The 23,101-nt window shown below is 72.1% G+C and carries 18 protein-coding genes; 5 read left to right on the top strand and 13 right to left on the bottom strand.

The window, feature by feature from the left end; genetic code table 11:
* Window positions 1–396 precede the first annotated feature (396 nt).
* A complete protein-coding gene (locus OO60_RS08190; RefSeq protein WP_003069836.1) occupies window positions 397–885 on the bottom strand; it encodes a DUF5130 family protein in 489 nt (162 codons plus the stop codon).
* On the bottom strand, window positions 872–1,126 hold the full coding sequence (gene ctaJ, locus OO60_RS08185; RefSeq protein ID WP_003069834.1) for an aa3-type cytochrome oxidase subunit CtaJ: 255 nt from the start codon (window positions 1,124–1,126) through the stop codon (window positions 872–874). Before ctaJ ends, OO60_RS08190 begins: the two co-directional genes overlap by 14 nt.
* Before the next feature lie 278 nt (window positions 1,127–1,404).
* Here ctaJ and OO60_RS08180 point away from each other — a divergent pair, with 278 nt between their 5' ends.
* Window positions 1,405–1,776: a hypothetical protein gene (locus OO60_RS08180; RefSeq protein WP_003069832.1), complete on the top strand. Its 372-nt coding sequence runs from the start codon at window positions 1,405–1,407 to the stop codon at window positions 1,774–1,776.
* Between the two features lie 167 nt (window positions 1,777–1,943).
* On the opposite strand, the gene OO60_RS08175 is transcribed toward OO60_RS08180, so the two are convergent.
* Window positions 1,944–2,441, bottom strand: coding sequence for an HNH endonuclease (locus OO60_RS08175; RefSeq protein WP_003069830.1), 498 nt, complete (start codon window positions 2,439–2,441; stop codon window positions 1,944–1,946).
* Between the two features lie 358 nt (window positions 2,442–2,799).
* Between OO60_RS08175 and OO60_RS08170 the strand changes: the two genes are divergently transcribed.
* The gene (locus OO60_RS08170; protein ID WP_003069828.1) at window positions 2,800–3,789 is read left to right on the top strand and encodes a mechanosensitive ion channel family protein; all 990 of its coding nucleotides are present in this window, start codon (window positions 2,800–2,802) and stop codon (window positions 3,787–3,789) included.
* Between the two features lie 2 nt (window positions 3,790–3,791).
* Here OO60_RS08170 and OO60_RS08165 read toward each other — a convergent pair whose 3' ends face one another.
* Entirely contained in the window at window positions 3,792–4,262 is a 471-nt protein-coding gene (locus OO60_RS08165) for a hypothetical protein (protein ID WP_003069825.1), read from the bottom strand.
* 118 nt (window positions 4,263–4,380) lie between these two features.
* Between OO60_RS08165 and OO60_RS08160 the strand changes: the two genes are divergently transcribed.
* Both OO60_RS08160 and OO60_RS08155 read left to right on the top strand, forming a co-directional pair.
* The gene (locus tag OO60_RS08160) at window positions 4,381–4,764 is read left to right on the top strand and encodes a globin (RefSeq protein ID WP_003069822.1); all 384 of its coding nucleotides are present in this window, start codon (window positions 4,381–4,383) and stop codon (window positions 4,762–4,764) included.
* Window positions 4,761–6,311, top strand: a complete 1,551-nt coding sequence (locus OO60_RS08155; RefSeq protein WP_003069819.1) for a glycoside hydrolase family 13 protein — start codon at window positions 4,761–4,763, stop codon at window positions 6,309–6,311. The genes OO60_RS08160 and OO60_RS08155 overlap by 4 nt, the downstream gene beginning before the upstream one ends.
* 246 nt (window positions 6,312–6,557) lie before the next feature.
* Here OO60_RS08155 and OO60_RS08150 read toward each other — a convergent pair whose 3' ends face one another.
* The 7 genes from OO60_RS08150 to OO60_RS08120 form a co-directional block, all read right to left on the bottom strand.
* Complete coding sequence (locus OO60_RS08150; protein ID WP_003069816.1) at window positions 6,558–6,806, bottom strand: hypothetical protein; 249 nt, start codon at window positions 6,804–6,806, stop codon at window positions 6,558–6,560.
* Between the two features lie 53 nt (window positions 6,807–6,859).
* On the bottom strand, window positions 6,860–7,495 hold the full coding sequence (locus OO60_RS08145; protein WP_003069815.1) for a DUF8010 domain-containing protein: 636 nt from the start codon (window positions 7,493–7,495) through the stop codon (window positions 6,860–6,862).
* Window positions 7,488–7,907: an acyl-CoA thioesterase gene (locus tag OO60_RS08140; protein WP_003069812.1), complete on the bottom strand. Its 420-nt coding sequence runs from the start codon at window positions 7,905–7,907 to the stop codon at window positions 7,488–7,490. Before OO60_RS08140 ends, OO60_RS08145 begins: the two co-directional genes overlap by 8 nt.
* Window positions 7,904–12,883 carry an NAD-glutamate dehydrogenase gene (locus tag OO60_RS08135; protein ID WP_033261133.1) on the bottom strand — a complete coding sequence of 1,660 codons (4,980 nt, stop codon included), beginning with the start codon at window positions 12,881–12,883 and terminating at the stop codon, window positions 7,904–7,906. Before OO60_RS08135 ends, OO60_RS08140 begins: the two co-directional genes overlap by 4 nt.
* Window positions 12,884–13,440: 557 nt before the next feature.
* On the bottom strand, window positions 13,441–16,044 hold the full coding sequence (locus OO60_RS08130; RefSeq protein ID WP_033261132.1) for a hypothetical protein: 2,604 nt from the start codon (window positions 16,042–16,044) through the stop codon (window positions 13,441–13,443).
* 16 nt (window positions 16,045–16,060) lie between these two features.
* Window positions 16,061–17,737, bottom strand: coding sequence for an energy-dependent translational throttle protein EttA (gene ettA, locus OO60_RS08125; protein WP_003098999.1), 1,677 nt, complete (start codon window positions 17,735–17,737; stop codon window positions 16,061–16,063).
* A gap of 117 nt (window positions 17,738–17,854) precedes the next feature.
* Window positions 17,855–19,882, bottom strand: a complete 2,028-nt coding sequence (locus OO60_RS08120) for a bifunctional copper resistance protein CopD/cytochrome c oxidase assembly protein (protein ID WP_051767651.1) — start codon at window positions 19,880–19,882, stop codon at window positions 17,855–17,857.
* 56 nt (window positions 19,883–19,938) lie between these two features.
* On the opposite strand from OO60_RS08120, the gene OO60_RS08115 reads away from it, so the two are divergent.
* Complete coding sequence (locus OO60_RS08115) at window positions 19,939–20,577, top strand: phosphoglycerate mutase family protein (protein ID WP_003099008.1); 639 nt, start codon at window positions 19,939–19,941, stop codon at window positions 20,575–20,577.
* On the opposite strand, the gene OO60_RS08110 is transcribed toward OO60_RS08115, so the two are convergent.
* Window positions 20,551–21,729: a sensor histidine kinase gene (locus tag OO60_RS08110; protein WP_209441378.1), complete on the bottom strand. Its 1,179-nt coding sequence runs from the start codon at window positions 21,727–21,729 to the stop codon at window positions 20,551–20,553. The two genes, OO60_RS08115 and OO60_RS08110, sit on opposite strands and share 27 nt — an antisense overlap.
* Before the next feature lie 184 nt (window positions 21,730–21,913).
* A complete protein-coding gene (locus OO60_RS08105; protein WP_033261130.1) occupies window positions 21,914–23,095 on the bottom strand; it encodes an MFS transporter in 1,182 nt (393 codons plus the stop codon).
* Window positions 23,096–23,101: the final 6 nt, after the last annotated feature.

The following is a 23,101-nucleotide window of genomic DNA, read 5'->3' as shown; positions in this document are numbered from 1 at the left end:
TCGCGGTGCTCACGTTCGCCGGAATGAGCCTCCCGGTCACCAGCCTCGACCGGTCCACCCTCTTCTACACCGAACTCGGCTTCACCATCGAGGTCCGCACGGCCCGGCTTGCCCGGGCTGGGGTTCGGTTCGCGCCCCGGCAAGGCCCGCCCTCCCTGGGGGCTGCCCCCGCTTCCAGCGTATCGGCGAGGGGCGACAAAAACCGGCCCACTGACCGCGCCGGCGGCCCGGTTGTCCACAACGCTCCCGGGCTGTGCACAAACCCGGCGGGCACACCGCGCGGCGCGAACCGGCACCCGTCGGCGAGCCGCCGCCCAGCCGCCGCCCAGCCACCGAACGCCCCCCGAACACGGAAAAGCCCCGCGCCCGAAGGCGCGGGGCTCTCCGAACCCAAGATCAGCGAGGCGCGGGACCCGCCTGGTCGGACAGCATGCGCAGCGCGTTCACCAGGCCGTTGACCAGCCCGCGAACCAGGTCGCCCTCCTTGAAGGACGCCACCATGCTGGCCACCGCCAGCTTGGCGCCGCGGTCCGGGAGGCGCAGGTGCGCCGTCCGGCCCGTGACGATCTCGATCAGGCGCTCGCCCGGCGAGACCGCGATCAGGACCGCGTTGGCCGGGTCCGCCGTCGTCGCGTGCAGCTTCTCCGCCGTCGTGCGGCTGTCCGCTCCCAGCTCGCCGAGGTACAGGCTGAAGTCCAGGCCCGTCTCGCGGCTGGCGAACGTCAGCGCCTCGTCGAGGCGGGCCAGCTGGCGGGTGGTGAACGGCCCGGCCGGGGCCTCCGGCTCGTACATCTTGGCCGCGGACACCCGTCCGGTGGCCATCAGGGCCTCGCCGTAGCCCAGCTCGGACTCGTCGACGCGCTTCGTCAGCTCACCAGTTGCCACGAGCGCCTCCTGCCGCGGTCGGGGCGCCCTCGGGCGCGCTGTTCTCGGTGCCGGCGTGCCGGTGTCCCGCGCCGACCCCGTCGGGGTTGGCGCTCCACCACATGGCCGGGTACTCCCAGGCCTGGCCGGTCCGGTGCCGCGGGGCACCGCCGGACCTGCGCCGGAGCGTCAGCAGCCCGGCGAGGCCGTAGATGGCCAGCGGGATCACGGCGAAGACCACGATCGTCTCGACAACGTTCACGGCGCTGAGCGTATCGGATGACCTCCGCAACCACCGCGCGCGGCGCACTCGACCGTTCGTCGTAAGCCGACTGCCGTCCGCCGCTTGGCGCGCGGCCACTGGAACGTTGGGGCGAAGACCGTCGGGCCGAAAGGTTGCAACTCAACGTACAGGCGGCCGCACCCGCCGCTGTCGTCTTGTCCGAGCCTTGAAATCCTCGTAGCTTTTTCACCTGTACGGGCCTTGCGCCCCGCTCCCCAGCCCCAGCAGGTAACGCACCGGTCCCAGGAGGCCCTGCCATGAACAGCGTCCAGACGCCCGCACAGGCGATCACCGAGACCGTCTCGTCACTGAGCGACATCGAATTCGTGCCCGGAACGCGTGTGACGGCGGGCACAAGGGTTACCCGGGGTACACGTGTCACTCGCGGTACACGGGTGACGGCGGGAACGCGCGTCACCATGGGCACCCGGGTGACGGCGGGGACGCGGGTCACCCGCGGGACCCGGGTCACGCGAGGCACCCGCGTCACGATGGGCACGCGGGTGACGGCGGGCACGCGCGTCACCTGCGGCACGCGCGTCACGCGAGGCACCCGCGTCACCCGTGGCACGCGGGTCACCATGGGCACCCGCGTCACCTGCCAGAGCGACTACACGCTCGCTGCCTGACCCGTACTCCAGGGCCGCACGCACTACCTGAGCACCTCGCGCAAGCACCCGGCTCGCCCCGGCCGCCGCACGGCAGCCGGGGCGCCGGCTTGTCCGGACGGTGCTGCGTCACCCCGAGCCGCCGGCGGATCAGGCGTTGTGCTCCGGGGCTCCGCCACCCCGGTGCATCAAGCGGCGGAGCCGAGATACGGCCGCCAGAGCGGGTCGGCCTCCTTGGAGTGCGCAAGCAGCCGCCAATGCGGACCGTGCGGGGCGCGCGGGACCACACGCAGCCGCCAGCCGATCTCCGAGAGCAGCCGGTCCGCCTTGCGGTGGTTGCACTTGGCGCAGCAGGCGACGCAGTTGGTCCAGCTGTGGGGGCCGCCGCGGCTGCGCGGGACGACGTGGTCGATCGTCTCGGCCCGCCCTCCGCAGTAGGCGCAGCGGTACCGGTCGCGGTGCATGAGCCCGGCGCGCGTGAGCGGCACCTTCGCCCGGTAGGGTACGCGCACGTACGTGCTGAGCCGGATCACCGAGGGCACCGGCAGCGACACCTTCGCCGAGTGCAGCTCGATCCCGCCGGGGTCACCGTGGACCACTTCCGCCTTGCCGCACATCACGAGCACGACGGCGCGCCGCAGCGGCAACGCCGTCAGCGGCTCGAAAGTGGCGTTGAGCAGGAGCACCCGGCGCCGGCCCCAGGCCGGGGCGGCCGGATCCCGGCCTCTACTACGCTGTCCGGGCGGGCGGGTCACTCCCCCTGGGCGGGTCCCCGGCCCGGCCGGGACGGTTCCGCCGGATGCGGAACCCCCCGGGTAGGCGCGCAGAACCACCTCTGGCGTCTCATCGGCCGTGGCTTGGCCGGAGACGCCGCGGGGGCTGGGTTGTCGGTCTGGCACTCGACCACCTCCAGGGGCGTAGGCATAGTCGACCACAGAACAGGCCCCCAGCGCACGTGTGTTACAAGACGTGTCACATCCGCGCGACCCAACATCCACTTGCCGTTGGGGCGGCCGACCCGATCGGAAGGATGAACGAAACCCCGTGCTCCCCCTGCTCTCCGCCGGCCGCCCGCCGTGCCTGGACGACCCCAGCACGTTCTGCTCACAGGTGTTCTCCGTGACGCACAACCAGTGGCTGGCGGGCTCGGCGAACTGGCTGATCACCAAGCCGGTCAAGATCCTGATGATCCTCGTGATCGCGTTCGTGGTCCGGCTGCTGGTCAGAAGGCTGATCAACCGCGTCACGACCCTGCCGAAGACGGGCGGCAAGCTCCCGTCGATGCTGCGCCCGCTGCGCGAGCGCGCGCCGGAGGTGCTCGGCTCCGCCGTCATCGAACGGCGCCGCCAGCGCGCGATGACCATCGGCTCGGTGCTGAAGTCGATGGCGACGTTCCTGATCTACGGCCTGGCGTTCATCCTCGTGCTGGGCGAACTCGGCCTCGACCTCGGCCCGATCATCGCCTCGGCGGGCATCATCGGCGTCGCGATCGGGTTCGGCGCGCAGAACCTGGTCAAGGACTTCCTGTCCGGCATCTTCATGATGGTCGAGGACCAGTACGGCGTCGGCGACGTCGTGGACGTCGGCGAGGCGTCGGGCACGGTCGAGTCGGTGGGCTTGCGGATCACGACGTTGCGTGACGTCAAGGGCACCGTCTGGTACGTCCGCAACGGCGAGGTCCTGCGCGTCGGCAACTCGAGCCAGGGCTTCGCGGTGGCGGTCGTCGACGTCCCGCTCGGCTACACCGCCGACGTCGAGCGCGCGACGACGGTGCTCGCGGCCGCGGCGTCCGCGGCCACCGAGGGTGACGCGCTGAAGGACAACGTGCTCGAGCCGCCGGAGATGCTGGGTGTGGAAAGCGTCACACCGGAAGGCATCCAGCTGCGCCTGACGGTGAAGGTCCGGCCGGGCAAGCAGTGGGCGGTGCAGCGGGCGTTGCGCGCCCAGCTGCTGGCCGCGCTGGAGGAGGCCGGCTTCGACCCGCCGCTGGGCCGCCTGTTCCCGGCCGCGGCGCCGCCGGCCGAGAAGAAGTGACGTCAGCCGGAGTAGTACTCGCGCAGACCGGCGAGCCGGGCGGCCCGGTCCCGGTCGAGGCCGGGGTCGTGCACCAGGTGCTCGCGCAGGTCGGCCGACACCTCGTCCCGGTCGGGGTGGTCGCTGCGCTCGACGTGCTCGAGCGTCGCGGCCACCCCGGCGGGGAACAGCAGGAAGGCGTCGAGCCCGCTCGACGTGTCGACGCTCGTGTACTTGGCTTCGCTGAGTTGCCAGACGTCCCCGGCTTCGCCGCACTCGTTGAGCAGCAACGCGGCGAGCCCGAGGCTGTCGTCGTAGCCCCAGCCGTCCTCGTGGTAGCGGATCTCCTGGTCCAGGAGGTAGCGGAGGAAGACGGCGTCGGTGTCCCGGCGGTCCCGCAGCAGCAGGCGCAGGACCGCTTGCCGCACCTGGGTGCCGGCGAGTTCGGGCCAGCGTTCCGGGTGGTCGCGCCAGTGGTCGAGGGAGGTCGTCACGAGCGGAGACCGTAGCGGGGCCCGGTTACGCTGGGAAACGGATTTGCGACCATCCGGCATCACCGGACCGGGCGTCGGGAACCCGGGAACGAAGGGCAAAATGGAAGGCGTGGCTGCAGTGAGCGAACCGGCGAACCTCTACGAAGCGATCGGCGGCGAACCGACGTTCCGCCGGATCGTCGGGCGGTTCTACGAGGAGGTCGCGCGCGACGAGATCCTCCGCCCGCTCTACCCCGAGGAGGACCTCGGGCCGGCCGAGGAGCGGTTCCGGCTGTTCCTCATCCAGTACTGGGGCGGCCCGCACACCTACTCCGACCAGCGCGGGCACCCGCGGCTGCGGATGCGGCACGCGCCGTTCAAGATCGGGCCGATCGAGCGGGACGCGTGGCTGCGCTGCATCCGGATCGCCGTCGACGAGGAGAACCTCGAGGAACCGTACCGGGGGCAGCTGTGGGCCTACCTGGAGATGGCGGCGCACAGCATGATGAACAGCTTCGTATGAGACAGCCAGCCTGGTGGCGCGATGCCGTCTTCTACCAGGTCTACGTGCGCTCGTTCGCCGACTCGGACGGTGACGGCGTCGGGGACCTGGAAGGCATCCACTCCCGGCTCGGCTACCTGGAGCTGCTGGGCGTCGACGCGCTGTGGCTGACGCCGTTCTACCGCTCCCCGATGGCCGACCACGGCTACGACATCGCCGACCCGCGCGACGTCGACCCGATGTTCGGCACCCTCGGCGACTTCGACGTGCTGCTCACCGAGGCGCACAAGCGGAACATCAAGGTCACCGTGGACGTGGTCCCGAACCACACCAGCAACCAGCACGCCTGGTTCAAGTCGGCGATGGCCGCCGCGCCGGGCAGCCCGGAGCGCGACCGCTACATCTTCCGCGACGGCGTCGGCCCGGCGGGCGAAGACCCGCCGAACAACTGGGTCAGCGCCTTCGGCGGCCCGGCCTGGACCCGGGTCCCGGACGGGCAGTGGTACCTGCACCTGTTCGCGCCGCAGCAGCCGGACCTCAACTGGGCCAACCCCGAGGTGGCCGCCGACCTCGAACGCACGCTGCGGTTCTGGCTCGAACGCGGCGTCGACGGCTTCCGCATCGACGTCGCGCACGGCATGGCCAAGCCGCCCGGCCTGCCGGACATGGACCCGCGCGCGGACGGGATCGGGCCGAACCACTACTACGACCCGCGGTGGGACCACGACGGCGTCCACGAGATCCACCAGATGATCCGCAAGGTCCTCGACGAGTTCCCGGACGCGATGGCGGTCGGCGAGATCTGGGTGACCGACGAGGAGCGCCTGTCGCGCTACCTGCGGCCGGGCGAGCTGCACCTGGCGTTCAACTTCCGGCTGGTGCTGACCCACTTCGACGCCGACGCCATGCGCACGGCCATCGACCGGTCCCTGGCCGTCCCGGCGCGCACGGGCGCCCCGGCGACCTGGACCCTGGGCAACCACGACGTCTGGCGCCAGGTGAGCCGCTACGGCGGTGGCGACACCGGCGTGCGCCGCGCGCGGGCGATGGCGCTGGTCGAGCTGGCGCTGCCGGGCGCGGTGTACCTGTACAACGGCGAAGAGCTGGGGCTGGCGAACGTCGAGCTGGCGCCCGCGGAGATGGCCGACCCGCGCGCGAAGACGAGCGGCGCCGAGTTCGGCCGGGACGTCTCGCGGGTCCCGCTGCCGTGGGAGGGCGACCTGCCGCCGTTCGGTTTCTCGCGCAACCCGCGCACGTGGCTGCCGATGCCGGCTTCGTGGGCGGGGTTGACGGTGGAGAAGCAGATCGAGGACGCGGACTCGACGCTGTCGCTGTACCGGCAGGCGATCGAGCTGCGGAAGACGCATCCGGCGTTCAGCGGCGACGAGCTGGAGTGGTACGGGGCTCCCGCCGGGTGTTTCGCCTTCCGGCGGCGCGGGGGTGGGCTGGTGTGCGCTTTGAACACGTCGGCGTCGCCGATCGCCTTGCCGCCTGGTGAGGTGCTGCTGTCGAGCAGTCCGCTGGTCGAGGGGAAGCTGCCCGCGGATTCGGCCGCCTGGCTGGTCTGAGGCGGTTTTTCCCAGCACGTGCCCGATGTGGACAACTCCGGTCGGAAGCCCCTGCTCGCGGCTTTCCGTCGGTCGCCGCCGATACGCTGGACCCGGGGGGCGCCCCCGGCGGGTGGGCGGCGCAGCTGCGGCAGCCCGGAGGTCGCGAATGACTCATTCGGGACCTCGCACGTCGCGAATGAGTCATTCGCGACAGTCGCCTTCACCGCTCAACGGAACCGGCCCCGCCCGGCGCGGGCGGCATCCTCAGCCGGACTGGTTGCCCGAGCCGTCGTCGAAGGCGCCGCTCGCCAGCCACGCCACCAGGGCCGCGGCCTGGAGGTAGGGCGCCGCCTGGGCGGCCGCCCGGCCCGCCGCACGCGTGCGGCCCCACCTCTCAGGTCTATCGGCGCGCTCCGGCGCCCGCTCGCCCGCCGGACGGTCACGCCGCCACGGGGTCTCCTCGGCGCGTACGTCGTCGAGGAAGTCCGCCGTCGGATCGTCGTCCGGGGTCATGCCTCCAGGGTGCCACCGCCCCGGGCGGAACGGTGGCCGCCGTAAGAACTCCGTCAGAACAGCAGCGGCAGCAGCGCGTGCCGGCGCCGGACGATCGCGCCGTAGCGGGCGTCCAGGCGCAGCCACGAGTCCGTCGCCGTCACGCGGACGACGTCGCCTTCCACGTCCGAGTCCACGAACCCCATGCCGGACATCGCGAACAGGCACCGCATCTGGACCTTGACCTCGACCGAGCCGCCGGTCACCGTCAGCACCGCCTGGTCCATCAGCGACGACGGCGGCGTGCCGTGCGGGCCCGCGTTGTCCCTGGCCAGCGTCACGCCGCGGTCGGCCAGCTCGGACACCACCCGCGCGGGCAGCTCGTCGACCAGCGGCCAGCGGCCGGACGGCGGCAGCTCGCCGTGCCAGAGCAGGTCGCGGGCCGGGCCCGGGTCCATCCGGGGCGCGCCCGCCACGGTCAGCGCCGCCAGCAGCTCGTTGCCCGACACCGTGACGTCGCCCGGGGTGACGTCCCCGGCCACCGCGCGGGTGGCCAGGCACTCGAACGGCGTCGACGTCCAGGCCTCGACCACGCCGTCGCCGCGCTGCCGCAGCCGGACGGCCGTCTGGCCGTCCAGCCGGACCGCGCGGGCGACGAACGCGCCGAGGGTCTCCCGGTCGGCCGCGTCCGGCACGAACAACTCAGGCATCCGCGAACCCCTGCTTCAGAAACTCCGATTCGGCCGGGGTGAGCCTACGCGGCCGCAGCTCGACGGTGTCGTACGGCGCCAGCACTGTCTCCGCCGTGACCGCCACCGGGTCGTCCGGGGACGGCCCGCCGTGCACGCGGTAGGCGAGCGTGAAGCTCGCCGCGCGCAGCTGCGTCAGGTCGATGTCCACCCGCAGCTGCTGCCCGGACACCACGATCGGCGCCTTGTAGGCCACTTCGAGGCGCACCACGACGATGCCCTTCGGCAGCTGGTCGAGCCCGGCCTCGACGGCCTTTTCGAACAGCAGCGGGATGCGGGCCTCTTCGAGCAGCGTCACCAGCTTCGCGTGGTTGATGTGGCCGTAGACGTCCATGTCCGTCCAGCGCGGGCGGACGTGCGAAACGTAAGTCACCGGACCGTGCTCCGGATCTGGCGCGCGGCAACCGACAGCGTCGCCAGGTCGAGCCGGCCGGACTTGGTGATCTCGTCGAGCGCGACGCGCGCCCGCTGCAGCCGGGACGCGTTCGTCTTTTCCCACTGGGCGATCTTGGCGTCGCCGGACGAGCCGGGGTCGCTGTGCCGCAGCGCGTCCAGCGTGATCGCCCGCAGCGAGCCGTAGACGTCGTCGCGCAGCGAAAGCCGGGCGAGCGCGTGCCAGCGGTTGCCGCGTTCGAGCTTGCTGATCTCGGTGAGCATCGAGTCGATGTCCAGGTGCGCCGAGAGCGCGTAGTACAACTCCGCCGTCTCCGCCGGGCTGTGCGTGGCGTCCACGCCGATCTGCTGCTCGGCGAGCTCGGCCACCTCGGTGACGTCGAGCAGGCCGTAGGTGTGCAGCAGCAGCGACACCCGGCGGGCCAGGCCCTCGGGCACGTCCGCGGCGATCAGCTCGTCGACGTGCTTCTGCACCGACTCCGCTTCGTGGCCGCGGAGCAGGTCGCCGATCTTCGGGACCAGTTCGTTGAGCACCCGGCCGAAGCGCTTGATCTCCGACAGCGGCGCCAACGGCTGCGGCCGGTTGGTGAGGAACCACCGCGCGGCCCGGTCGAGCAGCCGGCGCGTCTCCAGCACCATCGCGTCGGCGACGTCGGTGTGCACGACGTTGTCGAGCGCGTCGATCTCCTTCCACAGCGCGGGGAGGTCGAACACGCGCGTCACCACCGCGTACGCGCGCACGGCGTCCGTCGCGGTCGCGTTCATCTCCTCCATCAGCCGGTAGACGAACGAGATGCCGCCGCCGTCGACCACCTCGTTGGCGATCATCGTGGTGATGATCTGGCGGCGCAGCGGGTGTTCGCCGATGGCGCCGGCGAACCGTTCGCGCAGCGGCTTCGGGAAGTACTCGGGCAGCCGGCCGGCGAAGACCTGCGAGTCGGGCAGGTCGCTGGCCAGCAGCTCGTCCTTGAGCTCCAGCTTGACGTGGGCCAGCAGGGTCGCCAGCTCCGGCGAGGTGAGGCCCTTGCCCGCCTTCTCCAGCTCGCGGAACTCCGAGTTGCTCGGCAGCGCTTCGAGCTTGCGGTCGAAGGCACCCGCGGACACCAGCGCCTGGACCTGCCGCGCGTGCACCGAGACCATCGGCGCGGCGTGCGCCCGGCTGACGCCGAGGACGGCGTTCTGCCGGTAGTTGTCCTTGAGCACCAGCGCGCCGACCTCGTCGGTCATCTCCTCCAGCAGCTCGTTGCGCTGGCCGCGCTCCAGCTTGCCGGTCTGGACCAGGTGGTCGAGCAGGATCTTGATGTTGACCTCGTGGTCGGAGCAGTCGACGCCGGCCGAGTTGTCGAGCGCGTCGGTGTTGATCTTGCCGCCGTTCCGGGCGAACTCGATCCGGCCCAGCTGGGTCAGGCCGAGGTTGCCGCCCTCGCCGAACACCTTGACGCGCAGCTGCTTGCCGTCGACGCGGATGGCGTCGTTGGCCTTGTCCCCGGCCGCCAGGTGGCTTTCGGTCTCCGCCTTGACGTAGGTGCCGATGCCGCCGTTCCACAGCAGCTCGACCGGCGCCAGCAGGATCGCCTGGATCAGGTCCATCGGCGCCAGCGCCGTGACCCCCTCTTCGAGGCCGAGGGCCGCGTGGACCTGCGGGCTGATCGGGATCGACTTCGCCGTGCGCGGGTAGATCCCGCCGCCTTCGCTGATCAGCGAGCGGTCGTAGTCGTCCCACGAGCTGCGCGGCAGGTCGAACAGGCGGCGGCGCTCGGCGTACGACGTCGCCGCGTCCGGGTTCGGGTCGAGGAAGACGTGCATGTGGTTGAAGGCCGCGACCAGGCGGATGTGCTCGGACAGCAGCATGCCGTTGCCGAAGACGTCACCCATCATGTCGCCGATGCCGACCACGGTGAAGTCCTCGGTCTGGGTGTCCTTGCCCAGCTCGCGGAAGTGCCGCTTGACGCTCTCCCAGGCACCCTTGGCCGTGATGCCCATGGCCTTGTGGTCGTAGCCGACCGAGCCGCCGGAGGCGAACGCGTCGCCCAGCCAGAAGCCGTACTGCGCGGACACCTCGTTCGCGATGTCGGAGAACTTCGCGGTGCCCTTGTCGGCCGCGACGACCAGGTAGGAGTCGTCGGCGTCGTGCCGGACGACGCCGGGCGCGGGGACGGTCTTGCCCTCGATCCGGTTGTCGGTCAGGTCGAGCAGGCCGGAGATGAACATGCGGTAGCAGGCGATGCCCTCGTTGAGCTGGGCGTCGCGGTCGATGCTCGCGTCGCCGCTCGGCGCCGGCGGGCGCTTCACGACGAAGCCGCCCTTCGCGCCGACTGGCACGATCACCGCGTTCTTCACCGCCTGCGCCTTGACCAGGCCGAGGATTTCGGTGCGGAAGTCCTCGCGGCGGTCCGACCAGCGCAGGCCACCGCGCGCGACCTCGCCGAAGCGCAGGTGCACGCCCTCGACGCGCGGCGAGTACACGAAGATCTCGAACTTCGGCCGCGGCTCGGGCAGGTCGGGCACGCCGGCCGGGTCGAGCTTGATGGCCAGGAACGTCCGCGGCCGCCCGTCGGTGCCCATGACGTGGTAGTTCGTCCGCAGGGTGGCCTGGATGACGGCCATCAGGCGGCGCAGGATCCGGTCCTCGTCGAGGCTGGTGACCTCGTCGATCATCGCGTTCAGCTCGGCGGCCAGCGCCTCCGTGGCGGCTTCGCGGTCGGCGTCGGCGAGCTTCGGGTCGAACCGGGCCTCGAACAGCCGCAGCAGCTTGGTCGCGACCTGGGTGTGGTTCAGCAGCGTGTTCTGGATGTAGTCCTGGGAGAACGCGCTGCCGGCCTGGCGCAGGTACCGCGAGTACGCGCGCAGCACGGCGGCCTGGCGCCAGCTGAGCCCGGCGCGCAGGACGAGCCCGTTGAGGCCGTCGACCTCGGCGTCCCCGCGCCACGCGGCCTCGAAGGCGTCCTGGAAGCGGCCGCGCAGTTCCTCGACGGCGTGCTCGTCGGACTCGTCGAGCATCTTCTGGTCGACGCGGAGGCCGAAGTCGTAGATCCAGCACGCGCCGCCGTCCTCGCGGTGCAGCTCGTACGGCCGCTCGTCGACCACCTCGACACCCATGGCCTGCAGCACCGGGAGCACCTTCGACAGGGTGACGCCCTCGCCGCGCAGGTAGAGCTTGAAGCGCCGTTCGCCAGGGGCGGCGTCGGCGGGCCGGTAGAACGACAGCGCGAGGTCGCCTTCGTCGGTGAGCGAGTCCAGCGAGCGGAGGTCACCGAGGGCCTCTTCGGCGGTGAAGTCCTCCTTGTAGCCCTCGGGGAAGACCATGGCGAAGCGCTGGCCCTGCTCGGTGGCCGACTCTTCGCCGACGATCCCGACCGCGACGCCGCCGTCGGCGCGCTCCCGGCGTTCGTCGAGGACCGCCTCGACCATCCGGTCGTCCCAGGTGCGGACGGCGTCGTTCAGCCGGTCCTGGATCTTGAGCGTGTCCGGTTCCAGGCGGCGCGCCGGGTCGGTGTGCACGACGAAGTGCACCTGCGCCAGGACGGTCTCGCCGATCCGCGCGCTGTATTCGAGCTGGGTGCCTTCGAGCTCTTCGAGCAGGACTTCCTGCATCGCCAGCCGCGAGCGCGTGGTGTAGCGGTCGCGCGGGAGGTAGACCAGGCAGGAGTAGAAGCGGCCGTAGGGGTCACGGCGCAGGAACAGCCGCAGCCGGCGGCGGTCGGCGAGGGTGATCGCGCCGGTCGTCGTCGAGTACAGCGAGTCGCTGTCGGCGGAGAACAGGTCGGCGCGCGGCCAGTTCTGCAGGATTTCCAGCATCCGCTGGCCGGAGAACGACTCGATCGGGAAGCCCGCGCGGTGGATGACCTCGCGGACCCGCTTGCAGACGACCGGGATGTCGAGGACGTTCTCGTGCAGCGCGGTGGTGGTGAACATGCCGAGGAAGCGGTGTTCGCCGGTGACGTTGCCCTCGGCGTCGAAGGTCTTCACGCCGACGTAGTACGGGTAGACCGGCCGGTGCACGGTCGAGGGCGCGCTCGCCTGGGTCAGCACCAGCAGCGACGGCGCGAGCGCGGACGCGGCGGTGTCCGGGCCTGCGGTGAGGCCGCGGGCGGCGAGGCTGTCCTGGCGCAGCACGCCGAGGCCGGAGGCCAGGACCGCGCGCAGGGCCGGGGCGTCGGCGTCCGGGTGGTCGACCAGCTCGTAGCGGCGGTAGCCGAGGAAGGTGAAGTGGCCGTCGGCCAGCCAGCGCAGCAGGCGGGCGCCCTCGGCGACCTCGTCCTCGGGCAGCCGCGGCGGTTCTGTTTCCAGCTCGCTCGCGAGCTGGCAGGCGGTCTGGGCCATCTTCTCGGCGTCCTCGACGACCTCGCGGACGTCACCCAGGACGCTGGAGAGCCGGTTGTCGAGTTCGCGGGCGCGGTTGCGGTCGGTGACGAAGTCGATCTCGACGTACATCCACGACTCGGCGGCCGAGTTCGCGGGCGGCTCGGCCGGGTCCGCTTCGGGGTGGACTTCGAGGAGCTCGCCGGTGAGGTCCCGGCTGACCACCACGATCGGGTGAACAATCCGCTGCACCTGGACGCCGTCACGGGCGAACTCGGCGGCGATCGAGTCGACGAGGTACGGCATGTCATCGGTGACGACCTGTACCACGGTGGCTTCGCGCGCCCACCCGTCTTCGGCGACGGTGGGGTTCAGCAGCCGCACGGCCGGGCGGCCGGGCATCCGCGACTTGGCCAGCTGCAGGTGCGACCGGACGGCGCCGACCAGGTTGACGGGCTCGTCGCCGACGATTTCTTCGGGCGGGATGTGCCGGTAGTAGAGCCGGATGAGCTCACCGATCTCCGGCGCCAGCCCGGCGGCGGCGTCGATCAGGTCGTCCCTGATCTGCTCCGGGCTGGCCGGGGAGCGCTGGCCGAATTCGGGTTCGGCGTCGGCTCCGGTTCCGGGTAGGGACGAGACTCCGGTCGAGCTCATTTGAGGCAACTCTCCAGTTTGCGTGAGGTGGCACCGCGCCGGTTCGGCGTTGAGCCGGCGCACCCCACACTAATGCGCCGCGATCCCGGATCACATGAAGACCCAGGGGTTCGCCGGGGCCCGGAAACCCTTCCGGGACAGCGGATTCGCGTGATCGGTCAAGCTACTGACGGGTTGCGTTCGAAGCGTGCGCGCGGCGCTGACCAGCCGCGCTTTGGAGGCGTTACCGGACGTGGGGGGCGTCGTGATCGGTTCAGTTGATCGGGCCCGGCGCCGTTCGGCGAACGCTGTCGGCCGGTCGGCGACGGTGGAGTGCGAGGGATGCCACTGGATTCACTCGGCGATCGATGGGGGTGTCTCGGCGATCGGGTGCCGGTGGGGGTCGCGGGTCGCCGGTCGCGGCTCGCGGGGCGCCGGTCGCGGGCACGGCAAAACTGTCGGTGGTCTCCGGTAGCGTGGAAAACGGGGCGCCCCCAGCGGCCGGGCTTCGGCTTCGGTGAGGCCGCCGCCCGAACCGCGGCCCCATGGGGCAGCCGCGGGAACGATGGCCCCGTGGTTCAGTCGCGGGAACGGTGGCCGCGGGAGTCCGATACCTCGGCGCCGTGGCCGTTGCGGCCGTGACCGTTGCGGCGGCCCGTGTCCTGGGAACCCAGCTGCTTGACCAGCGCGGCCGCGCTGGCCGTGCCCGCTTGGTGCTCGGCCAGTGCGCGCGCGAGGAGGTCCGCGAGCCCCGCGTCCGGGGGCGGCTCGTCTTCGGCGATCGCGCGGGCGTAGCTCTCCGGGAACGGGGCCGTCGCCGGCGTCCAGTGGCCGAAGTCCTCCATCGGCTCCAGCGACGGGGGCATCCGCAGCCGCGGCAGCCAGGGCTCGGCTTCGTCGCGGTAGTCCGGGACCGACGGCGGTTCGTCCTCCGGCCGCGGTGGCGGCGCCAGTCCGGGCTCGGGCCGGGCCGGTTCCGCGGGGCGGGGACTGTCGGCGTCTTCCGCCCGGCGGCGGCCGCCCGCGCCCCCGGCGGCGGAGATGCCCAGCCGGTCGAGCACCGACCGCGCGGCCACCGACCCGTGCTCGGCATCGTGCCGCGTGGACGGCTGCGGTTCCCGCGGCCGTTCGTACGGTTCCCGCTCGGCGGCGGGCGCGGGCGCGAGCGGCAGAGCCGGGGTGACGCGCGTGGGCGCCGACTCCCGTTCGGCGGCGGTCTCCCGCAGCCGAGCCTCGGCCAGTGCGGCCCAGGAGAACTTTGTCTTGCCGCTGTCGGCGCTCGGCGCCGGCTCCGGCTGCGTTTCGGCAACGTCGGACCGGTGGCCGGGCTCGCTCGCCCGCCGCTCAGCGGGCTCTCGCACCGGCCGCGGCTCGGCGGACTCGGCCCGGTAGCCCGGCTCCCGAGCCGGACGCGACTCAGCGGACTCGGCCCGATACTCCGGCTCCCGAGCCGGACGCGGCTCAGCGGACTTGGCCTGGTACTCCGGCTCGCGCACGTCAGCGGACTCGGCCCGGTACTCCGGCTTCCGAGCCGGACGCGGCTCAGCGGACCTGGCCTGGTACTCCGGCTCCCGCACGGCCCGCGACCCGGCAGTATCGGACCGCGACTCCACCACCGCCGATCGCGGCTCAGCCGCCGAACGGTACTCCGGCACCGGCCGCGACCCGCTCACATCCGACCGCGACTCCACCGCCGGCCGCGACTCGACCTCCGACCGGTGCTCCGGCCCAGCCGGCTGCGGCTCAGCAGCCCCCGCCTGCAACTCCGGCCGCCGCTCCACCACCACCGGTTCCGGGCGGACCCGGACCGCAGGCGGCCCTTCGTCACGGATCGCCGGCATCAACGTCGTCTCGGCCACGTCCGCCGTCACCCGCGGACGTTCGAACGACCACGCCGGCGCCGGCTGCCGGGGCTCGGGCCGTGACGGTGGCTCCTCGCGGCCGAACGACCATGCCGGTGCCGATTCCGGCTGCGGCACCGCCGGCACCGAAACCGGCGCGGGCACCGCCGGGACCGGCCGCGACGGCACCGCCTTCAGCACTTCGTCCAGGTCGACCGACGCCGGTTCCCCGGTCCCGAACTCGCCGGCCAGCACGCTGCACGCCTGCCGCCGGGCCCGGGCGTGCAGCTGCTCCGCCGCGCGTGAGCGGTACAGGCACGCGATGGCCTCCTCGGCCTGGCCGAACCGCTCCTCCAGCTGGGCCAGCTCCAACCACAGGCGCGCCGTGATCGCCGGCAGCCCGTGCCGGTCGGTGCTCGCCACCGCTTCGCGGACCAGCTCGGTCGCCGCTTCGCCCGCGCCCGCCGGCAGGTGGACCCGGGTTGCGACGGCCAGCCGCAGCCAGCCCATCGGCGCCACGCCCGCCGCCCGGACCGGCTCGGCCAGCACCGGCTCGGCGATTTCGTACGCCATTTCCGTGTCGCCGCGGTCCAGCAGCGTGCTCACCAGCAGCAGCACCAGCCGGATGCGGACGAGACCGCCGTCGTCGGCCGGGTTGTCGAGCTTCTCCAGGAATCCCAGGCCGGTCCGGGCCGCGTCGGCCGCCGCCGTCAGGTCGCCGTGGCGGCGGCGGTGGGCCGCCGTGCCGACGCGCAGCAGCGCTCGCACCAGCAGCTGGGTGTCCGCACCCAGCGAGTCGTCGCCGACGACGAGCTTGTCCGCCTCGACGAGCACGCGGTCCAGCTCCGACTTGCGCCCGAGCTGGCCGAGGCAGCCCACCAGGTGGCACAGCGCGGCCGCGCGGTGCACCGGTGAGACGACCGGATCGGTCAGCACCGGCCGCAGCGCGGCGAGGCCGGTCAGCGGCACGCCCAGGCTGCGGGCGCACACCGCGAGGTCGATGCGCAGCCGCGCGGCGATGTCGCCGTACCCGGCGTGCTCGGCCGCGCGCAGGGCCGCGACCGCGCGCCCGACCGTGCCCGGCCGGTCGCCGAGCCGGACGCGCGACGACACGACCAGGCTCTCCGCCCGGATCCACTGCTCGTCGGCACCGGCCGCCTCCGACAGGGCGGCCGCTCGCTCGCCGAGGACCAGGGCGAGCTCGGGCGCCCGCAGGTGCAGGGCGTCCGCCCGCTCGATCAACCGGCCGACTGCGGAGAGGGTTCCCCCGGCATTGGCGGAGCGCCCGCCCTCCACTACTCGGGAGGACGGGCCCGTCCGGTGCGCTTTGCTGGCTTCCACGGGGAAACCCGCCCCCTCAGTCGCGGGTCAGTTTGCGGTGGGTGACACGGTGCGGGCGGGCAGCCTCGGCGCCCATCCGCTCCACCTTGTTCTTCTCGTACCCTTCGAAGTTGCCCTCGAACCAGAACCACTTGGCCGGGTCTTCGTCCGTGCCTTCCCAGGCCAGGATGTGCGTCGCGACCCGGTCGAGGAACCACCGGTCGTGGGAGATCACGACGGCGCAGCCGGGGAACTGCTCCAGCGCGTTCTCCAGCGAGCCCAGCGTCTCGACGTCCAGGTCGTTGGTCGGCTCGTCGAGCAGGATCAGGTTCCCGCCCTGCTTGAGCGTCAGCGCCAGGTTGAGCCGGTTGCGCTCACCGCCGGAGAGCACGCCCGCCGGCTTCTGCTGGTCCGGGCCCTTGAAGCCGAACGCGCTGACGTACGCGCGCGACGGCATTTCGGTCTGCCCGACGTGGATGTAGTCCAGTTCGTCGGAAACGACCTGCCAGACGGTCTTCTTCGGGTCGATCCCGCCGCGGTTCTGGTCCACATAGGACAGTTTGACCGTCTCGCCGATCTTGACGACGCCGTTGTCCGGCTCCTCGAGCCCGACGATCGTCTTGAACAGCGTGGTCTTGCCGACGCCGTTCGGGCCGATCACGCCGACGATGCCGTTGCGCGGCAGGTTGAACGACAGGCCGTCGATGAGGACGCGGCCGTCGAAGCCCTTCTGCAGCTTCTCGACCTCGACCACGACGCTGCCCAGTCGCGGGCCCGGCGGGATCTGGATCTCTTCGAAGTCGAGCTTGCGGTGCTTGTCCGCCTCCGCCGCCATCTCCTCGTAGCGGTCGAGGCGCGAGCGCGACTTGGTCTGGCGCGCCTTGGCGTTGGACCGGACCCACTCGAGCTCGGTCTTCAGCCGCTTCGCGAGCTTCGCGTCCTTCTTGCCCTGGACCTCGAGGCGCTCGCGCTTCTTCTCCAGGTACGTCGAGTAGTTGCCCTCGTAGCCGACGACGCGGCCGCGGTCCAGCTCCATGATCCACTGGGCCACGTTGTCCAGGAAGTACCGGTCGTGGGTGACGGCGAGGACAGCGCCGGCGTAGCGGGCCAGGAACTGCTCCAGCCACAGGACACTCTCGGCGTCCAGGTGGTTGGTGGGCTCGTCGAGCAGCAGCAGGTCGGGCGCCGACAGCAGCAGCTTGCACAGCGCGACCCGGCGGCGCTCACCACCGGAGAGGTGGGAGACGCCTTCGTCCGGCGGCGGGCAGCGCAGCGCGTCCATGGCCTGCTCGACGGTCGAGTCGAGCTCCCAGGCGTCGGCGTGGTCCAGCTCCTCCTGGAGCTGCCCCATCTCCTCCATCAGCTCTTCGGTGTACTCGGTCTCCATGAGCTTGAGGACCTCGTTGTACCGGTCGAGCTTGACCTTGACCTCGCCGAGACCCTCCTCGACGTTCTGCCGGACGGTCTTCTCCTCGTTGAGCTCCGGCTCCTGCATGAGGATGCCGACGCTCGCACCGGGCTGGAGGAACGCTTCGCCGTTGCTGGCCTGCTCGATCCCCGCCATGATCTTGAGAACGGTGGACTTACCGGCACCGTTCGGCCCGACCACGCCGATCTTGGCGCCGGGGTAGAACGCGGTGCTGACGTCGTCGAGGATGACCTTGTCCCCGACGGTCTTGCGCACCTTCTTCATGGTGTAGATGAACTCGGCCATACCCACGATCGTAGAGCGCACGTGATCGCGGCTCGACGCCGGTCACCACCGGACTACCGAATGTCAGCCCGGGATCACCGGAAGCGCTGTTTCCGGCGTCCGGAACCGACCTCAACCTCAACTGGAACCCGAGGGTCGGTTGCCCTCGGCGAGGTTCTTCAGCATCGCGTTGTAGGCGTTCAGTTCTTCGTCGCCGGTGGCCGCTTCGCGCCGGTCACGCCGCTTCGCCTCGCGCTCGTCCTGGCGCGCCCACTGCACCAGCAGCGCGACCAGCACGAGCAGCACCGGGACCTCGCCGGCGGCCCAGGCGATGCCGCCGCCGAGCCGCTGGTCGGTGAGCAGATCGGGGACCCACGGCAGGTGCAGCTGGCTGTAGAAGGCCTGGCCGATGACGGTCTGCTTGCTCATCAGGATCACGCCGAAGAACGCGTGGAACGGCATCGCGGCGAACATCATCCCGAGCCGGCCGAGGTACGGGATCCGCCGCGGCGACGGGTCCACGCCGATCACCGGCCAGTAGAAGACGTACCCGGCGAGCAGGAAGTGCCCGTTCATCACCAGGTGCGCCCAGTGGTACTGCAACGCGTTGTCGAACAGGCCGGAGAAGTAGAGCGCGTAGAACGACCCGACGAACAGCAGCAGCGCGACGACGGGGTGGGTCAGGAACCGCGAAACCGGGGAGTGCACGAAGGCGACGATCCACTCGCGCGGCCCGGGCGGGGCGTCCTTGCCCGCGGCAGGCAGCGCGCGCAACGCGAGCGTCACCGGCCCGCCGAGCACGAACAGCACCGGCACCACCATCGACAGCAGCATGTGGTTGCCCATGTGGACGCTGAACATCGCGGGCGCGTACCGGCCGACCCCGGAAGACGTCGCGATCAGCAGCACCACGCAGCCGGCGATCCAGACGACCGTGCGGCCGACCGGCCAGGTGTCGCCCCGCTGCAGCAGCCGCCGCACCCCGGCCAGGTACAGGCCGCCGAGCACCAGCGCCAGCGTGCCGTAGACCAGGTCGAAGCGGGTGTCGAAGAGCAGCCGCAACGCCGTCGGCGCGCCGTCGAGGTCGTAGCCGATCAGCAGCTCGGTGGTCGACGGCTGGGTGATCGCGTCGGCCGGCGGCGGTGTCCTGGCCAGGCCGGAGGCGATGCCGATGGTGACGAACATGATCAGGATCTCGACCGCGGCCAGGCGCAGCAGCTGGGCGCCGCCCTTGCCGCCGACGAGGTTCGCGACGCCCTTTTCGCGCTGCTGGTGGCCGAACACGCCGAGCAGCAGCAAGGCGACCGTCTTGGCCACGACGAGCAGGCCGTAGTCGGTGGTGAACAGGTCGTTCAGGCCGATCCGGACCAGCGCGTTGACCGCGCCGGAGAGCGCCATCACGATCCAGCAGACCAGCGCCAGCTTCGAGAACCGCTGCGCGGCCAGGCTCAGGTGGGTCCCGCGGCGGTAGCCCAGTGCCAGCAGCGCGACCAGCCCGCCGACCCAGAGCGCGGCCGCGACCAGGTGGAACAGCAGGCTGTTGGTGGCGACGTCGTGCGAGCCGCCGCTGGCCGAGTGGCCGGTGACCGCGACCGGGACCAGGCCGCCGACGGCGAGGAAGAACAGCACCGCCGTCCAGCCCCAGGACAGCGCGAGCCGGCAGCCGAGCGCGACGAGGATCGCGATCAGGGCCGTCCAGAGCCACGCCTTCGGCTGTTCGATGGCGCCGACGAGGTCGAGCAGCGTCTGCGGGTCCAGGACGTCGCCGAACGGCTTCCCGGCGGTGTCGGCGGCGGTGAAGGCGACCGAAAGCAGGGCCGCGCCGAACCACACCCAGGCGGCGATCCCGGCCGCGCGCAGGGCGCCGTAGCCGTCGGGACCGAGTGTCCCGGACTTCTGCGGCGGCACGAGGAAGGCGGCCAGCAGCAGCGAGCCGACGCAGATCGTCGACGCCGCTTCGGAGAGCACCCGCATGACGGTGATGCCGTACTTGGTGACCAGCCCCGGGTCGGGCAGGCCCGCGATGGCGTAGCCCGCCCCGCCGGTCAGCGCGATCAGGCCGATCGCGACCACGGCGGCCAGCAGCACCCCGACCGAGAGCAGGGGCAGCACGCTCGCCCGGCGCTGCGTGGGGACCTCGGGTTTCGTCACGGGCTCGCTGGACACGCCCCTGAGGGTATGCCCCGCCCCCGTCAGGCCCGCGTGACGGGCAGGATGGCGCCGTGAAGCTGATCCTTCTCCGGCACGCCGAGTCGCTCGGCAACGTCGACGAACTCGCCTACACGCGGATCCCCGACCACGCGCTGCCGCTGACCGCCAAGGGACGGCGGGAGGCCGCGGCGGTGGCGCCGGAGATCACGCGGCTGCTCGACGGCGAGCGGCCCGCGGTGTACGTCAGCCCGTACCTGCGCACGCGGGAGACGTTGCGGCTGCTGGACATCGAAGCCTCGTGCGAGCGGCTGGTCCAGGAGCCGCGGCTGCGCGAGCAGGACTGGGGCAACCTGCAGGACCCGGCCGACCAGGAGGTCCAGAAGGCGCGGCGCAACGAGTTCGGGCACTTCTTCTACCGGCTGCCGTTCGGCGAGTCGGGCGCGGACGTCGACGACCGCGTCGCGGCGTTCCTGTCGGACCTGCGGCAGCGCGACGAAGCTCACCCCGAGACCGTGCTGATCGTCTCGCACGGGCTCACGCTGCGGCTGCTGTGCCGCCGGCTCTTCGGCTGGAGCATCGAGCTGTTCGAGTCCCTGTCCAACCCCGCGACCTGCGAACACCGCGTCCTCACCGAGTCCGACGGCAAGTGGACGCTCGACCGGCCCTTCGCGCAGTGGCGCGACTCACCCGACGGGGAAACGCAGCTCTAACGGCGCGGTCAGCACGACGCGGGTGCCCTGGCCGGGCGCCGAGTCGATGCGCGCGGCGCCGTCGATCTCGGCCAGCCGCGCGTGGATCGAGTTCTCGATGCCGAACCCGGCGCGGCGGGCGCCGAGGTCGAAGCCGGTCCCGTGGTCGCGCACGGACACCGTGACGGTGCCTTCGCGGGCTTCGAGACACACCACGGCCTTCGCGGTCCTCGCGTGCTTCAACGTGTTTCGCAGCGCTTCGCGCGTTGCGTCGTGAAGGGCGTTGACGACTGCTTCGGGGACGTCGGTGGGCTTCGCGAGCACGACCAGGTCGACGCGCAGCCCCTCGGCCGTCATCTCGACGGCGAGTGCGCCGAGGCGGTGTTCGAGCCCGCCCGGCTCGGCGGGCGCGTCGCCGTCGAGGCTGAGCCGCAGCCGCAGGGCGTGCGCCCGGGCGGTGCGGCGGACCTGGTCGAGGCTGCCCCGCGGGTCGAGCGTGTCGCCGGGCGCCGGCAGGGCGAGGGATTCCATCACCTGCAGCACGGTGTCGTGGACGTCCCGGCGGTGCCGCTCCCGTTCGGCGGCCCGGCCGCGCTGTTCGCCGAGCCCGAGGGCGAACCGCATCGCGCCGGCCACGAGCAGCACGATCGCCAGCGCGGTCACGGCCGCCGCGACCAGGGCGAGCAGGATCCACGTCGCGGGCGCGGACGTGCCGGACACCGCGGCCATGCCGTACCGCAGGAGCACGGCACCGGCGATCGCGACCGCCCCGGCCGGCGCCCCGCGCAGCAGGGTCCAAACCATGACGGTGCCCATGATGTTCGGCCAGGCCAGGGTCAGCAGCTCGGACGACCGGGCCGCGAACACGGCCGCGGCGAAGCTCGTGATGAGCGTGTACGCGGTGTCGGCGGCCAGCACCGGCCGGATGCCGGTGGTCCGGCGGAAGACCCAGCTCACCTCGAGGAGGTTGGGCACCAGGTAGAGGACGACCGCGAGCCAGAGCACCGGGGCACTGAGCGGACCGCCTGCCCACACCGCCTGCAGGAACAGCGCGAGCCGGAACGCGACCGGCACCAGCACGAGCCGCGGCACGGCGTCCTGCACGAGCGTCAGGCCGGTCCCGCCGAACCGCCCGCTTCCGCCGGCGAGCGCCCCCGCTCCGCCGAGCAGCACAACCCTCACGACGTCCTCCCCGGACCAAGGCCCCTACCTTGATCAGCCGACCTGAAATTGAAACGTCGCCGTATTCATTTCAGTTTACCGACGGGGTTCAGCTTGCCTCGCGCACCAGGAGACTGTCAACGCCCTCGCCGTGGCGGAAACGGCCGTCGAGGCACGGATTTCGTGCCCGGAACGGCTACCGGCCGATCATCGCGTCCGCTTCCTCGCGCCGTCGCGATCGCCGGGCGGCGACGGCGGCGGGCAGGATCAGCGCCGCGACGAACGCGGCGAAGCCGAACGCGACGTCGTAGCCGGCCACCTGGGCGATGCCGCCGACGATCGGCGGACCACCGAGGAACCCGGTGTAGGCGATGGCCGTGACGAAGCCGATCTCGCGCTCGCCACCGGTGCCGTCGCCGCGACGACCCGCGTCCCCCGCGAGGCTGAGGGCGAGCGGGAACGACGCCGCGAGGCCGGCGCCGGCCAGTGCGAAGCCGAGGTAGCCCGCGGCGGCGACCGGGATCGCGGCCGCGGCGAGCAGGCCGGCCGCGGCCAGTGCGGCGCCCGCGGCGAGACAGCGGGTCGGGCCGAACCGGCGTTGCGCCACCGGCCCCGCCAGCCGGGCCAGCGCCATGACCAGCTGGAACCCGGCGAACGCCAGCGCCGCGGCACCCTGGCCGACGCCGCGTTCGACGGTCATCAGCAGGGCGGACCAGTCCGAGGACGCGCCCTCGGCGATGGCCGAGCACAGCGCGACCGCGGCGAGCAGCCACAGCACCGGACGGCGGATCGGCGCGCGGCTCGGCGTGGCGACGGGCGTTCCGGTGGGCTCGGGCCGGGTGCCCGGGACCGCGCGGACGATGAACAGCAGGACCGCGACGGCGACGACGGCGGCCACGGTGAGGTGGCGTGCCGGGGACCAGCCGTGCCCGGCGGCGAGGCCCGCGGCCAGCGAACCGGCGAGCGCGCCGAAGCTGAACCCCGCGTGGAAGACCGACATCACCGGCCTGCCGAGCCGGCGTTCGACCGCCACCCCGGCGACGTTCATGGCGACGTCGAGCATCCCGACGCTCGCGCCGATCACCAGCAGCGCGCCGGCCAGCAGCGGGACGGTCGGCGCGAAGCCGACCAGTACCAGCGAGGCGGCCGCCATCGCGGTGCTCCCGGCGACGACCGCCCGCGCGCCCGCCCGCTCGATCAGCCGTCCGGACACCGAGGCGGCGGCGAGCATCCCCGCGCTGGCGCCGAGCAGCGCCAGGCCGAACACGCCCGGCGAGGCGTGCACCTGCGCGGACAGCGCGGGTGTGCGCGAGGCCCACGAACCCAGCGCGAGGCCGTTGAGCGCGAACACGGTGAAGACGGCGGCCCGGTCCTGCATGGTCCC

It is taken from the genome of Amycolatopsis vancoresmycina, assembly GCF_000716785.1.
In the GTDB taxonomy this organism is placed as follows: Bacteria; Actinomycetota; Actinomycetes; order Mycobacteriales; family Pseudonocardiaceae; genus Amycolatopsis; species Amycolatopsis vancoresmycina.
Note: the sequence above shows the minus strand (reverse complement) of the source record. Positions and strands in the feature narration are given on the sequence as shown.